The following is a 13,699-nucleotide window of genomic DNA, read 5'->3' on the forward strand; positions in this document are numbered from 1 at the left end:
TCGGACGGTGGGGGTCGTCAGGACTGCTTGAGCCGCATCATGCCCTCCTGGGCGACGGTGGCGACGAGCACACCGTCCTCCCGGAAGACGTGCCCCATGCCGAGGGCCCGGCCGCCCTGCGCGGAGGGGGAGGCCTGGGTGTAGAGGAGCCATTCGTCGGCGCGGAACGGGCGGTGGAACCACATCGAGTGGTCGAGGCTCGCCGCGCGGATGCGGCGGTCGCCCCACGCGACGCCGTGGCGACGCAGGGCGCCTTCGAGGAGGTTGTAGTCCGAGGCGTAGGCGAGGACGGCGCTGTGGATCAGCGGGTCGTCGGGCAGCTCCCCTTTGGCGCGGAGCCACACGCTCTGCTCGGAGGCGGTGATGCGGCGCGGGCGGCCGTAGAGGTGGCCCTGGCAGTGGCGGATGTCGATGGCGCGGGTGCGGGCCATGTACTCGCTCACCGGGTTTCCGAGCGTGGCGAGTTCGTCGTCGTCGGAGCGGAGCGTCTCGGGGTCGGGCACGGCGGGCATCATCGCCTGGTGTTCGAGGCCGTCGTCGTGGGTCTGGAACGAGAAGATCATCGAGATGATCGGGCGGCCGTGCTGGATCGCGTGGACGCGGCGCGCGGAGAACGAGTGCCCGTCGCGGAGGCGTTCGACCTCGTAGCGGGTGCACGTGTCGGGGTCACCGGGGCGCAGGAAGTACCCGTGCAGGGAGTGGAGGAGGCGTGGGGCGCCGTCGAGGTCGGCGACGGTCCGACCGGCGGCGACGATGCTCTGGGCGACGACCTGGCCGCCGAACACCCGTCCGTGGGGCTGGGGCTGGCTGCGGCCCTCGAACACGTCGGCCTCCCCGGCGACGGCGTCGAGGTCGAGCACGTCGAGGAGGTCGTGGAAGGGATCGAAGTCCTCGGGCGGCAGGGTCACGTTCACACCCGAAAGAGTAGCGTCGTTTCGCCTTTGGCAGGATCGCCCCCATGACTGCAGGCGACACCCCCACCTCCACCGACCCCGCGCTCGTCGTCGAGATCCCCCTTCGGTGGTCCGACATGGACGCGTACGGGCACGTGAACAACGCGACGTTCGTGACGCTGCTCGAGCAGGCGCGCATCATCGCGCTCGACGAGTGGTACGGCCACGGGGGTCTGCTCGACGCGGGTCTCGTCGTGAGCAACCAGGAGGTCGACTACCTCGCCCAGCTCCCGTACCGCACGACGCCGGTGGCGGCGCGGGTGTGGTGCAGCCACATCGGTGCCTCGAGCTTCACGATGGCGTGCGAGTTGCGCGACCCCGAGGGGTACGGCGACACGCGGTACTGCCTCGCCGAGACGACCCTCGTGCGGTTCGACGCCGCCGCCGGGCATTCGCGTCGGTTGAGCGAGGACGAGCGTGCCGTCCTCGAGGAGCAGCACGGCGACCCCGCGCCGCTGCACCGTCGCCGCAAGGCGGCCCGATGACATCGGCTCCGGAGTATCTCGACCTCGCCGACGAGCGCGATGCCGCCGACCTCGTGACGCTCCTTCGCCGCGCGCGTCGCCTCGGGTCCACGGCGGTGCGGCTCCAGGCCTCGGGGCGGGTGCTCGCCGTGACGATCTGCGCGCTCGCGGGATCGGGTCTCATGGGGGAGGGCACCGTCCTCGGGATGCGGGTGGTGATGCTCGCCGACGAGGCCGCAGGTGATCTCACCGTAGGTCTCGACGATCTCCTCCTCCGTCTCACGTCGGTGCAGGGCGCGGTGGACGACGCCCAGTCGCAGGGGTTCTCGTCGCCGGGGTCGGAGGCAGGAGCCCAGGGCGATGCGGCACCCGCCGATCCGGGGAGCCGGGGGAGCGTGCGCCTGTCGGTACCCGTCGCCCCGGTCGTCGAGGCGTGGTCGGGCATGTCCGCGCCGCGGAGCGGGTGGGCTCCGGTCGGTCTGCTCCCGGGAGCCGACGTGGAGCAGCTCGCGACCGAGGGCATCGCCGAGGTCGCCGCGGCCGGCGGCGACCCGCGGGTGCGGGACGCGGTGTGGCGCAGGCCGATCCCCGGCACGTCGGTGCCCGCCGGTGCCGCGTTCGCGCTCCACGGCCTCGGCTTCACCGCCCCCGAGATCCCGCTCCACACGAACGGCCGGTGGGCCCGCCTCAGCACTCCCGCGGGGTACGTCCTCTCCCGTTGAGGCGGGGGGCCACCGAGATGACAGCGGCCCCGGGCCGACTCGAGGTGAGTCGACCCGGGGCCGGTGTCGTCTCCGAGGGGGCCGTAGAGGGCGTCGTCGTCAGGCCGGCGCGACCCAGGCGGCGGTGTCGGTGGGGAGGCGGCCGTCGTCGAGCGGACCGCTCGTCACGAGGACGTCGCCCTGCGGGAGCTCGACCGCCTCGGCGCCGAGGTTGAGGATCACCCGGGTGCGAGGTGCGTCGTCGTCGGCGCCCTGCAGATCGTAGGCGACGACGTCGTCCGGCGTCCCCGGCACCGCGGAGATCCCGGCCGATCCGAGGCCGCGTTCGCGGCGGATCCGCAGGAGCGCGCGGTAGAGCTCGAGGGTCGACCCCTCGACGCCGTCCTGCCGGTCGACGGCGAGACCCGAGTAGCTCTCCGGCTGCGGCAGCCACGCCTCACCCGTCGTGTTGAACCCGGCGGCGGGGGCGTCGGCCTCCCAGGACATGGGGATGCGGCAGCCGTCCCGGCCCGTCTCGGCGCCGTGGGAACGGAGGAACGTCGGGTCCTGACGCGCCTCGTCGGGGAGCGTGGTGTGCTCGGGCAGGCCGAGCTCCTCGCCCTGGTAGAGGTAGGCCGACCCCGGCAGGGCGAGCATGAGCGTCGTCTGCGCCCGGGCCCGCCGCAGTCCGGCCTCGGCGTCGGGCTGCGGGTCGTCCGCGGCGATGCCGTTGGGACGCGGCGTGCCCGGCGCGAACCCCAGGCGCGAGGCGTGCCGCACGACGTCGTGGTTCGACAGCACCCATGTCGTCGGGGCACCCACGAGGTCGTTGCCGTGCAGCGACTCCTCGACGGCCTCCCGCAGGTCGGCCGCCCGCCACGGCGCATTGAGGTAGTGGAAGTTGAAGGCCTGGTGCATCTCGTCGGGCCGGACGTAGAGCGCGGCCCGCTCGATGGGCTCGACCCACGCCTCGGCGACGAGGATGCGGTCCCCGTCGGGGTCGATGCTCCCGTCGGGACGACGCGTCACGTACTCGTCCAGGGTGCGGCGCCACGCGCGGTAGATGTCGTGGACGCCGTCCTGGTCCCACATCGGGGCGTCGCTCGTCGCGGTGCCGTCGGGGTTGGTGCCCGCCATGTCGGCGCGGTCGGCGAAGTCGGGCAGTCCCTCCTTCTTGACGAGGCCGTGGGCGACGTCGACGCGGAACCCGTCGACGCCCCGGTCGAGCCAGAACCGGAGGATCGCGTCGAACTCCTCGTGGACCTCGGGGTTGGTCCAGTCGAGGTCGGGCTGGCCCGAGTCGAAGAGGTTGAGGTACCACTGCGCCTTGCGGACGACCCGCGTCGCGCCGTGGCCGTCGTCCTCGACGACGGCGGGTTCGGCCATCGTCCAGGCGGACCCGGTGAACACCGAGGACCAGTCGTTCGGGGGCTCCTCGCCGTGGGGGCCGCGACCGTCGCGGAAGAGGTAGCGGGCGCGTTCGGGCGAGCCGGGCTCGGCGGCGAGTGCGGCCTGGAACCAGGCGTGCTCGCGGCTCGTGTGGTTGGGGACGAGGTCGACGATCACCTTGAGGCCGAGCTCGTGGGCGCGGGCGATGAGCGCGTCGGCGTCGGCGAGGGTGCCGAAGAGCGGGTCGATGTCGCGGTAGTCGGCGACGTCGTACCCGGCGTCGGCCATCGGCGAGCGGTAGAACGGCGACAGCCACAGGGCGTCGACGCCGAGGTCGACGAGGTAGGGCAGGCGCGCGGTGATGCCGGGCAGGTCACCGACGCCGTCGCCCGTCGAGTCGGCCCACGACCGCGGATACACCTGATAGATCACGGCATGGCGCCACCACGGGTCGTCGGGGGTGCCGGGGGAGTGGAAGGGAGCGGGTTCCGTCGTCACCCTCCCAGTGTGGCAATCGTGGACACGTCCCGCACCGGTCGGGGGTGGGGGCGGCGCGGCGCCACCGCGGCTCAGTCGAGCTCGGGGGTGTTGACGAGCATGTCGGCGGCGCGGTGGAGGTAGTCGCGCAACGCGGCGTCGGCCTGCGGGTCGAGGTCGACGGTCTCGACGGCGGCGAGCATGTGGCGCAGCCACCGGTCGCGCTGGGAGGGGGTGACGGCGAAGTCGACGTGCCGCATGCGCAGGCGCGGGTGGCCGCGCAGCTCGGAGTACGTCTTGGGGCCGCCCCAGTACTGCTCGAGGAACATGCGGAGGCGGTCCTCGGCCGGGCCGAGGTCCTCCTCCGGGTACAGCGCACGGAGCTCCGGGTCGCCCGCGACGCCGCGGTAGAACTCGCGGACGATCTGCGCGAACGTCTCGTGTCCGCCCATGCGGTCGTACGGGGTCTGCTGCGGGGCGTCGGGGTCGGTCACGGGGTCCTCCGGGAGTGGTGGCGGGATCGGCGGCGATGCGGAGCGGTCGCCGGGGCGGACGCGGTCAGTGTCGCGCGTCGGGGTCGGTCGTGGGGTTCGGGCCGGTCTGTGGGGCGGCGGGGACGATCGGGCGGCGGACGCCCGCGGCGTCGAGGGCGGTGACGCACCGCTCGCGGAACTCACGCTGCACGCCCCAGTGCGTGTTCGTCTGGCACTTCGCGAACGTGCGGATCGTGAGGGCGGTGCCGGTGATCGACTCGACGCCCGCGACGGTGGGCGGGGAGAGGAGCTTGCGGCGCCACTCCGGGTCGTCGTACATGTCCGAGGCGACCTCCCGGAGGATCTCGATGATCTTCTCGGGGCGTTCCTTGGGCGAGACGGGGATGTCGATGGTCGCCGTGTTCCACCCCTGGGAGCGGTTGGCGATGCGGATGATCTCGCCGTTGCGGACGTACCAGATGACGCCCTCGAGGTCGCGGAGTCGCGTGATGCGGAGGGTGACCTCCTCCACGGTGCCCTGCACTTCGCCGGTGTCGATGAAGTCGCCGACGCCGTACTGGTCCTCGAGGATCATGAACATGCCCGAGAGGAAGTCCTTGACGAGGCTCTGCGCGCCGAAACCGAGGGCGACACCGCCGACTCCGGCCGAGGCGAGGACAGGCCCCATGTTGACGCCGAGGGCGTCACCGATCATGAGGACGGCCGTCCCCCACACGACGACGGAGGCGATGCTGCGGAGGACGGAGCCGAGCGTCTCGACGCGGGCCTTCTGACGCTCCGTCGTGACGAGCCCGGACTCGGAGATCGCGCGCCCCGCCTTGCGTCGGTACCGCTTGAGGACGGGCAGTTGGGCCGTCGGCGTGGGATCGACCGTGCCGATGGTCGTCGTGTCGGTCGGGTCGTGACGGGCGACGAGGGAGTCGACGAGTCGCTCGATGGCGCGGTGGATGAGCCACCGGGCGAGCCAGGCGCCCACGACGATGAGGACGATCTGCAGGGGGATCCCGAGGAACCACTCGACGGCCGACTCCCGGGTGAGCCGGTGCGGGGCGTCCGCGAAGGGAGCGGGGAAGGCGAGGAAGGTCGTGCCGAGCATGGCTCCCATGATCCCCACCCGTCCTGGGGGCGACCTGACCGCCCACGGGTCGGACGACGGTCGTGGGGTGAGGGGAGTGACCCGCCGGGGACGGGCCGTGCCCGACGGCGACCCGTGGGGCGAGACCTTAGGATCGTCCGTGGCTCGCCCGTCCCCCTCCCACCCGAAGGTGCTGCCCGTGAACGACTCCGTGCCCTCCTCGTCCTCCGAGCTCTCCCCGGACCTCGCCGATCTCGCGCACCGTCACGGTGTCGCGACCGAGTACTGGGACTGGCAGGGGGAGCACGTCACCGTCTCGGCGGAGGCGATCCGTGCGGTGCTCGCCGCGCTCGACGTCGATGCGAGCATGCCGGAGACGACGCGGGCGGCGCTCGCCGAGGCGGACCTGCGCGAGTGGCGTCGGCGGATCCCGCCGGTGCGGGTCGTCACCCAGGGTGTCGCCGCGACCGTCCACGTCCACGTGCCCCACGGCGACGCGGTGCGCGTGTGGGTCGAGACGGAGGAGCTCGGCGACGAGCGGGTCCTCGCGCAGGTGGACCGCTGGGTCGACCCGCGTGAGGTCGACGGGCGGCTCACCGGTGAGGCGACGTTCGCCGTCCCGATCGACCTGCCCCTTGGGTGGCACACGCTGCGTGTGGAGCACGACGGCGAGGTGAGCGAGGGGTGGCTCGTCGTCACCCCGGCCCGGCTCGAGCTGCCCCCGGCCGTCGAGGCGCACGGCGCGGCCGGTCTCATGAATCAGGTGTACTCGGTGCGGTCGCGTCGCTCGTGGGGCGTCGGCGACCTCGCCGACGTCGCGGAGCTCGGCGCGTGGGGGGCGCGCACGCTCGACTCCGACTTCATGCTCATCAACCCCGTCCACGCCGCCGAGCCGACGCCGCCGCTCGAGGCGTCGCCGTACCTGCCGACGTCGCGGCGGTTCGTCAACCCGATCTACATCCGCGTCGAGGACGTGCCCGAGTTCGCCGAGCTGCCGGCCGAGGACCGGGCGCGCGTCGACGGGTTCGCGGCGCAGGCGCGCAGGCTCAACGCCTCCGACGAGATCGACCGTGACACGGCGTGGGAGCTCAAGGAGCAGGCGCTGCGGATCCTCTTCGGGAGGCCCATGAGCATCCGTCGTGCGGCCCTGTTCGAGGCGTACTGCGAGCGTGAGGGCCGCGGGCTCGTCGACTTCGCGACGTGGTCGGCGCTCGTCCGCGTCTACGGTGGTGCGGACGCGTGGCCCGAGGACGTCCAGGGCCCCGACTCACCCGGCACGATCCGGGTGCGGGAGGAACACGCGGACGAGGTGTCGTTCGCGATGTGGTTGCAGTGGGTGCTCGACACCCAGCTCGCGACGGCGCAGAGGGAGCTGCGTGACGCGGGCATGTCGGTCGGTGTCGTGCAGGACCTCGCCGTCGGGGTGCACCCGACGGGCGCCGACGCGTGGTCGTTGGCGTCGGCCTTCGCGCGCGGCATCACCGTGGGCGCGCCGCCGGACCCGTACAACCAGCGCGGGCAGGACTGGAGCCAGCCGCCGTGGCGTCCCGACCGACTCGAGGAGCTCGGCTACGGCCCGTTCCGCGACATGGTGCGCGCGGCGATGCGGCACTCCGGCGGTCTGCGCATCGACCACATCATCGGTCTGTTCCGCCTGTGGTGGGTGCCCGCCGGCAAGGCGCCGCTCGAGGGCACGTACGTGCGGTACGACCACGACGCGCTCATCGGCATCCTCATGCTCGAGGCGCAGCGTGCGGGTGCGGTCGTCGTCGGTGAGGACCTCGGCACCGTCGAGCCGTGGGTGCGCGACTACCTCGCCGAGCGGGGCGTACTCGGCACGTCGATCCTCTGGTTCGAGAACAGTGAGAACGGCATGCCTCGGGCGCCCGAGGCGTACCGCCGGTTGTGCCTCGCCTCGGTGACGACACACGACCTGCCCCCGACGGCGGGTTACCTCACCGGCGAACACATGCGGATCCGCGAGGAACTCGACCTCTTCACGCGTCCCGTCGAGGTGGAGCGCGCCGAGGACGACGCCGCCCAGGAGCGGATGATGAAGGCCCTCCGCATGCGGGGTCTCGTCTCCGACCTCGGGGAGGACGCGGAGGTCGGCCTCGAGGACGTCGTCGAGGCGCTGCACCGGTACGTCTCGGAGGCGCCCGCGCGTCTCGTCGGCATCGCCGTGCCCGACCTCGTCGGCGACCGGAGAGCGATGAACCAGCCCGGCACGCACCGCGAGTACCCCAACTGGTGTCTCTCGCTCGCCGGGCCCGACCGCAGCCCGCTCATGCTCGAGGACATCGTCTCCTCCGGGCTCGCCCGTCGCCTCGGCCGCGCCGTCGTCCGGGGCGACCACGCACAGCGCCCGGAGAGCACGGACACGGAGAGCACGGACGCGAAGAGCACGGACGCGAAGAGCACCACAGGGAGCACGGCGGCGGCCGACGCCACGTGAGCCTCGGGGTGACGCTCGCCCCCCACCTCGACGACGGGTGGTGACCTCGGCGGTCACCGCCCCGTCGTCGTGCGCGTTCCCGGCGCGGGGCGGCGCGTCGTCGTCGGATGCGGCCGCGGGAACTGGGGCGTCGGGTTCGGCTTCGTCGTCGGTCCTGGACCGGGCGCGGGCGGCGCCGGCCACGGGGTCGGACCCACGGTGGGGTCGTCGGTCGGCTGGCCCGTCGGGTCGTCCGTGTGGCCGGTCCGGGCGCGGGGGCCTGGGCGCCGCCCGCGAGGAGGGGCGTCACCGCGTCCTGGGCCGGCGGCGGTGCGGGGAGGCCGCTCCAGGCGCTCAGCCCGGTGACGACGGCCCGGTCGACGATCCTGCCGCGGCGACGTCCGCGGTGGTCAGATCGAGCTCCGGCTGCGTGACGCGGACGATCGGCGTCGTCGCGGTGGCGGAGCCGCTGGAGTCGTTCCCGCCCTACGTGTGCGAGATGGCGAGCACGGTGTTCGTCGGCGCGGCGGACGCGGTGCCCTGGGGGACCGCCTCGGGGACCGTGTAGGGGTCCGACGTGCACGGGGATTCCGGTGATCTTCGCGTCGTTCTGCACGTAGGTGCGGGCGACGTCCTCGGGCGTCACCATGGATTCGGGCGCGGTGCAGTCGGTGGTGCTGCTGCACCCGGTGAGACCGACGAGCGTGACGAGGAGCGCCGGGACGACCGCGATCGAGGTGGGAGGGGTCTGGGGGCGACGACGTCGGAGTATGCCTCCCTATCGGCAGCATCGTGCCCCGGCTGGCGGCGGCGGATCGCCGTCAGCGGGGTACGACCACCGGGGTGCGACGCGTGCGAGGGGTGTTCGCCCTCAGGCGATGCGCGCCTCTCGAGCCGGGGTCGACCCTGACAACGGACGCACGGGCAGGAGGAGCAGCAGGCCGGTGAGGAGGACAGCGACGATGCCGAGGATGCCCCAGTACTGCGCGGGGGCACCGGTGACGCGCGAGCCGACCGCGATCGCCGCGCCGAACATCGTCGGGGCGAGGAAGCTCACGGCGCGGCCGGTCGTCGCGTAGAGGCCGAAGATCTCGCCCTCCCGGCCCGGCGGGATGAGACGCGCGAGGAACGAGCGGGACGCCGACTGCGCCGGGCCCACGAACACGCAGAGGAGCAGGCCGAGGACCCAGAAGGTGCGTGCGCCCCGGTCGTGGAACGCGAAGATGCCGCCGCCGGCGAGGGCCATCGCGACGAGCGAGCCGACGATGAGCGTCTTCGGTCCGAGACGGTCGTCGAGTACTCCGAACGCCATCGTCGCGAGTCCGGCGACGACGTTGGCCGCGATGCCGAAGACGACGACCTGGCTCGGCGCGAACCCGAACGTGCCCTGCGCGATGACGCCGCCGAACGTGAAGACGCCAGCGAGGCCGTCGCGGAACACGGCGGAGGCGAGGAGGAAGAACAAGGTGTGTGGGTGCTCGCGCGCGAGTCCACGGATCGTGCCGAGGAGGGCGCGGTAGGAGGCGAGGAACCCCAGCCGCGGACGGGCGTCCTCCGCCGCGGCGGGCCGGTCGGGCAGCGCGAGGAGCACGGGGATCGCGAAGACGCCGAACCACAGCGCGGCGACGAGGATCGCCACCCGGACGTTGAGACCCTCGGCGTGAGTGACGCCGAGCCAGCCGACCTCAGGGGAGATGAACCCGACGAACAGGACGAGCAGGAGCACGATGCCGCCGAGGTAGCCCGCACCCCACCCGAGCCCCGAGACGCGCCCGACCGTCGCGGGCGTCGACACCCGGGGGAGCATCGCGTTGTAGTTGACGCTTGCGAACTCGAAGAACACGTGCCCCACGGCGACGAGCGCGATGCCCCACCACAGGAACTCGGGGTGCGGCCGGGCGGTGAACATGAGCGCGGACAACGCGACGACGATCGCGGTGTTCACGCCGAGCCACAGCGTCGGACGACCGGCCCGGTCGGCACGCTGCCCGATGACGGGCGCGAGGAGCGCGATCGCGACGCCCGCGAGGCCGGTGCCGAGGCCCAGCTTGGCGGAGGTCTCCGCGGGGTCACCGAACCCCGAGCTCGTGAGGTAGACGGTGAAGACGAACGTCGTGATGACCGCGTTGAACGCCGCCGACCCCCAGTCCCAGGCGGCCCAGGCCACGACGTGACGGGTGGGCGGTGCCACCGCCGCGTCGTGGCTCACGGGGTCGTCGCCCCCGGCCGCCGGGATGCCCACCCGTTCAGGCCTTCGCGTCGCGGGCCTGGGCCCGCAGCGCCCGGGCGACCGCGTCACGCTGCTCCCCGACGAGCCGGACGAGTCCCTGCGGCGCGTCGGTGTTGGCGTCGAGCCACGACTGCGTCGCCTGCAGGAGTCGCTCGTCGGCGAGGAGCACCGGGTAGAAGCCCTCGACGATGGATTCGCCGATGGCCTGGGTGCGGTGCTCCCACACCGAACGGAGCGCGTCGTGGTAGCGCGCGACGAAGGGCTCGAGGAGCTCGGGGTGGGCACCGCACCGGAGGAACCCGGTGGCCGTCGCGTCGATCATCGCGTTGGGGAGGGTGTCGTCGTCGACGGCCGCGGCCCAGGCCTCGTCCTTCGCCTCGGGCGTGGGGCGGGCGGCGAGGGCGAGGGCGGCCCGTTCGCGGCCCGTCGCCGTCGCGTCGCGTCGGCGCTCGTCCTCGATCGCGGCGGCGTCGGCGCGTCCGCCGGCGGCGAGGGAGGAGAGCAGCGTCCAGCGCATCTCGGTGTCGACGGCGAGTCCGTCCGGCACGTCGCGACCCTCGAGCCAGGCTGCGATCTCGTCGAGTTGCGCGTCCGTGGACGCGAACGTCGCGTAGGTGGAGACGAGCTGGAGCTGCGCGTCGCTGCCGGGAGCGGCGTCGAGGGCGTGCTGCCGGAGCCGGTCGGCGACCTCGAGACGGAGCTCCTTGCGGCGGGTCGGGTCGCTGTAGAGGTGTGCCGCCGTGCCGAGCCGCGCGAGGGAGTACCGCAGTGACGTCGCGTCGAGATCGGCGCCGAGGACGTCGAGGGTGAACCTCACGAAGTCGTGCGCGGTGATCTCGGTGTCGCGCGTCATGTCCCACAGGGCGGTCTGGACGATCGCGCGGGGGAGGCCGGGCAGGCCCGCCGCGTGGTCGAGGACGGTGCGCAGCGAGACGTCGTCGAGGCGGACCTTGACGTAGGCGAGGTCGTCGTCGTTGAGGAGCATGAGGTTACCGCGGCGCACCCCGACGAGCTCGGGAGCCTCGGTGCGGGCCCCGTCGACGTCGATCTCGATGCGGTCCCGACGCTCGAGGGAGGTGCCGTCGGCGGCGACGTCGTAGATGCCGATCGCCATGCGGTGCGGTCGGAGGTGGGGGTGGTCCTCGGTGGCGGTCTGTTCGACGTGGGCCGCGGTGACGACGCCCTCGTCGTCGGTCGCGAGCGCGAGGCGGGCCGTGCCCACACCCGCGGTCTGGAGCCAGAGGCGCGTCCACTCGCCGAGGTCGCGACCCGACGTGGCCTCGAGCTCGACGAGGAGGTCGGGCAGGCTCGTGTTGCCGTAGGCGTGCTTGGCGAAGTACGCGCGGATGCCGTCGCGGAACGGCTGGCGGCCGACGTACGCGACGAGCTGCTTGAGCACGGAGGCGCCTTTGGCGTAGGTGATTCCGTCGAAGTTGACGGCGACGTCCTCGAGGTCGCGCATGTCGGCGGCGATCGGGTGGGTCGAGGAGAGCTGATCCTGCTGGTAGGCCCAGCTCTTGTCAGAGGTCGCGAACGTCGTCCACGCCTCCGTCCAATGGGTGGCCTCGGCCGTGGAGGTCGTCGCGGCCCAGTCGGCGAACGACTCGTTGAGCCACAGGTCGTCCCACCACCGCATCGTCACGAGGTTGCCGAACCACATGTGGGCGAGCTCGTGGAGGATCGTCCCCGCGCGGCGCTCGACGACGGCCTCGGAGACCTTGGAGCGGAAGAGGTAGGACTCGCGGAACGTGACGCAGCCGACGTTCTCCATCGCGCCGGCGTTGAACTCGGGCGTGAACACCTGGTCGTATTTCTCGAACGGGTAGGCGAGGCCGAACTCCTTCTCGTAGAAGTCGAACCCGCTCTTCGTGATCGCGAAGAGTTCGTCCGCGTCGAGGAACTCGCGCATCGTGCGGCGGCAGTAGAGCCCGAGGGGCACCTCGCGGCCGTCACCGGTGACGGTGACGTCCTCGACCCGCTCGTAGGGGCCCGCGACGATCGCGGTGACGTAGCTCGACAGGGGAGGGGTGGGCGCGAACGCCCACGTCGCGACGCCGTCGCATGCGGGCTTGGGCTGCGGGGTGGGCTGGCACGAGACGACGGCCCAGTCGGCGGGGGCCGTGACGACGAACGTGAACCGCGTCTTGAGGTCGGGCTGCTCGAACACCGGGAAGGCGCGGCGCGAGTCGGGTACCTCGAACTGCGTGTAGAGGTACGTCTCCCCGTCGACCGGGTCGGTGAACCGGTGCAGGCCCTCGCCGGTGTTCATGTACCGGCCTGTGGCGCGCACGACGAGCTCGTTGTGCTCGGCGAGGTCGGGGAGCGTGATGCGGCTGTCGGCGACGTGCGTCGCCGGGTCGAGGCTGTGCCCGTTGAGGACGATCTCCTCGACGGAGGGGCCGATGAAATCGAGGAACGTGGACGCGCCCGGCTCCCTGCACTCGAAGACGATCGTCGAGGTGACGGGGAAGGTGGGCTCGTCCACGGCGCGGCTCACGTCGAGGTCGACGCGGTGCGAGTCGACGGTGAGGAGGGCGGCGCGGGCGCGTGCCTCCTCGCGGGTGAGGTTCTCTCCGGGCATGTCTTCCTCCGTGACTCTCGCAGCGCATCGGGGTGCGTCGGACGTGGCGACGGGGCCGTGCCTGCGGCGACGTCCTCGTCGACGAACGGGTGGGACGGCGGTCCCGACTCGTCCGGCATCCTCGCACGGCCCACCGACGGCCGGGGTGACGTGCGCGGACATCCGTCGCAGGCGCCCGTCGGCCGGTGGGCCGCACGGGCGGGGGAGGAGCGACCCCGAAGTTCGTCGTGCCCCTGCGCTCGGCATCGCCCGGCGTGTTGGCACGATGGGGGGCATGAGCGAAGTACGGATGTGGTTCGACCCGACCTGCCCCTGGGCGTGGATGACGTCACGCTGGCTCCTCGAGGTCGAGAAGGTGCGAGACGTCACGGTCCGCTTCTCGGTGATGAGCCTCTCGGTCCTCAACGAGGGACGCGACCTCCCCGAGGACTACCGGGCCCTCATGGATCGCGCATGGGCACCGGTGCGCGTCGTCGCCGCCGCGGCGCGCGACCACGGCGAGGAGATCCTCGCCCCCCTCTACACCGAGCTCGGCACCCGCATCCACCCCGGTGGCCGCGGCGACGACCTCCCGGCGGTGATCGAGGAGTCCCTCGCGGCGCTCGACCTGCCCGCCGGGCTCGCCCGGTACGCCGAGAGCGACGAGCTCGACGAGGTGCTGCGCGCCTCGACGAAGGAGGCCACGGACCGGGTGGGCGACGACGTCGGCACCCCCGTCGTGCAGGTCGGCGACGTCGCGTTCTTCGGCCCCGTCGTCTCCCCGGCGCCCAAGGGTGAGAAGGCCGGACGCCTCTTCGACGGCTGCGTCCTCGTCGCCGGCACCCCCGGGTTCTTCGAGCTCAAGCGTTCCCGCGACGTGGGACCGATCTTCGACTGACCACGCTCGGCACCACGGCCGGGC

11 protein-coding genes are annotated in these 13,699 nt (G+C 72.6%); 5 read left to right on the forward strand and 6 right to left on the reverse strand.

The window, feature by feature from the left end:
* Window positions 1–17: 17 nt before the first annotated feature.
* Window positions 18–908 carry an acyl-CoA thioesterase gene (locus tag MOPEL_RS13950; RefSeq protein ID WP_009483522.1) on the reverse strand — a complete coding sequence of 297 codons (891 nt, stop codon included), beginning with the start codon at window positions 906–908 and terminating at the stop codon, window positions 18–20.
* A gap of 50 nt (window positions 909–958) precedes the next feature.
* On the opposite strand from MOPEL_RS13950, the gene MOPEL_RS13955 reads away from it, so the two are divergent.
* Together MOPEL_RS13955 and MOPEL_RS13960 are read left to right on the forward strand one after the other, a co-directional pair.
* The gene (locus tag MOPEL_RS13955; RefSeq protein WP_009483523.1) at window positions 959–1,438 is read left to right on the forward strand and encodes an acyl-CoA thioesterase; all 480 of its coding nucleotides are present in this window, start codon (window positions 959–961) and stop codon (window positions 1,436–1,438) included.
* Window positions 1,435–2,139, forward strand: coding sequence for a DUF8185 domain-containing protein (locus tag MOPEL_RS13960; protein WP_009483524.1), 705 nt, complete (start codon window positions 1,435–1,437; stop codon window positions 2,137–2,139). Before MOPEL_RS13955 ends, MOPEL_RS13960 begins: the two co-directional genes overlap by 4 nt.
* 99 nt (window positions 2,140–2,238) lie before the next feature.
* On the opposite strand, the gene MOPEL_RS13965 is transcribed toward MOPEL_RS13960, so the two are convergent.
* From MOPEL_RS13965 to MOPEL_RS13975, 3 genes are all read right to left on the reverse strand, one after another.
* On the reverse strand, window positions 2,239–4,005 hold the full coding sequence (locus MOPEL_RS13965; protein ID WP_009483525.1) for a glycoside hydrolase family 13 protein: 1,767 nt from the start codon (window positions 4,003–4,005) through the stop codon (window positions 2,239–2,241).
* A 71-nt stretch (window positions 4,006–4,076) separates the two neighbouring features.
* Window positions 4,077–4,436: a globin gene (locus MOPEL_RS13970; protein WP_051992336.1), complete on the reverse strand. Its 360-nt coding sequence runs from the start codon at window positions 4,434–4,436 to the stop codon at window positions 4,077–4,079.
* 106 nt (window positions 4,437–4,542) lie between these two features.
* On the reverse strand, window positions 4,543–5,574 hold the full coding sequence (locus tag MOPEL_RS13975) for a mechanosensitive ion channel family protein (protein ID WP_141631364.1): 1,032 nt from the start codon (window positions 5,572–5,574) through the stop codon (window positions 4,543–4,545).
* A gap of 178 nt (window positions 5,575–5,752) precedes the next feature.
* Here MOPEL_RS13975 and malQ point away from each other — a divergent pair, with 178 nt between their 5' ends.
* Together malQ and MOPEL_RS17845 are read left to right on the forward strand one after the other, a co-directional pair.
* Complete coding sequence (gene malQ, locus MOPEL_RS13980; protein WP_245544795.1) at window positions 5,753–8,008, forward strand: 4-alpha-glucanotransferase; 2,256 nt, start codon at window positions 5,753–5,755, stop codon at window positions 8,006–8,008.
* A gap of 409 nt (window positions 8,009–8,417) precedes the next feature.
* Window positions 8,418–8,555, forward strand: coding sequence for a hypothetical protein (locus MOPEL_RS17845; protein WP_009483529.1), 138 nt, complete (start codon window positions 8,418–8,420; stop codon window positions 8,553–8,555).
* Window positions 8,556–8,858: 303 nt separating this feature from the next.
* Here the strand turns inward: MOPEL_RS17845 and MOPEL_RS13985 are convergent, their stop codons facing one another.
* Both MOPEL_RS13985 and pepN read right to left on the reverse strand, forming a co-directional pair.
* Complete coding sequence (locus tag MOPEL_RS13985; protein WP_245544796.1) at window positions 8,859–10,178, reverse strand: MFS transporter; 1,320 nt, start codon at window positions 10,176–10,178, stop codon at window positions 8,859–8,861.
* 55 nt (window positions 10,179–10,233) lie between these two features.
* A complete protein-coding gene (gene pepN / locus MOPEL_RS13990) occupies window positions 10,234–12,798 on the reverse strand; it encodes an aminopeptidase N (protein WP_009483531.1) in 2,565 nt (854 codons plus the stop codon).
* 274 nt (window positions 12,799–13,072) lie between these two features.
* On the opposite strand from pepN, the gene MOPEL_RS13995 reads away from it, so the two are divergent.
* Window positions 13,073–13,675, forward strand: a complete 603-nt coding sequence (locus tag MOPEL_RS13995) for a mycothiol-dependent nitroreductase Rv2466c family protein (protein ID WP_040634838.1) — start codon at window positions 13,073–13,075, stop codon at window positions 13,673–13,675.
* Window positions 13,676–13,699: the final 24 nt, after the last annotated feature.

This window comes from Mobilicoccus pelagius NBRC 104925 (genome assembly GCF_000247995.1).
GTDB classification, from domain to species: domain Bacteria; phylum Actinomycetota; class Actinomycetes; order Actinomycetales; family Dermatophilaceae; genus Mobilicoccus; species Mobilicoccus pelagius.

What these genes read in the sequence shown, in the direction of transcription:
- MOPEL_RS13995 (WP_040634838.1), top strand. Translation starts at nt 13,073, where the DNA reads ATGAGCGAAGTACGGATGTGGTTCGACCCGACCTGCCCCTGGGCGTGG.
- MOPEL_RS13970 (WP_051992336.1), bottom strand. Translation starts at nt 4,436, where the DNA reads ATGGGCGGACACGAGACGTTCGCGCAGATCGTCCGCGAGTTCTACCGC.
- MOPEL_RS13960 (WP_009483524.1), top strand. Translation starts at nt 1,435, where the DNA reads ATGACATCGGCTCCGGAGTATCTCGACCTCGCCGACGAGCGCGATGCC.
- pepN (WP_009483531.1), bottom strand. Translation starts at nt 12,798, where the DNA reads ATGCCCGGAGAGAACCTCACCCGCGAGGAGGCACGCGCCCGCGCCGCC.
- MOPEL_RS13955 (WP_009483523.1), top strand. Translation starts at nt 959, where the DNA reads ATGACTGCAGGCGACACCCCCACCTCCACCGACCCCGCGCTCGTCGTC.
- MOPEL_RS13975 (WP_141631364.1), bottom strand. Translation starts at nt 5,574, where the DNA reads ATGCTCGGCACGACCTTCCTCGCCTTCCCCGCTCCCTTCGCGGACGCC.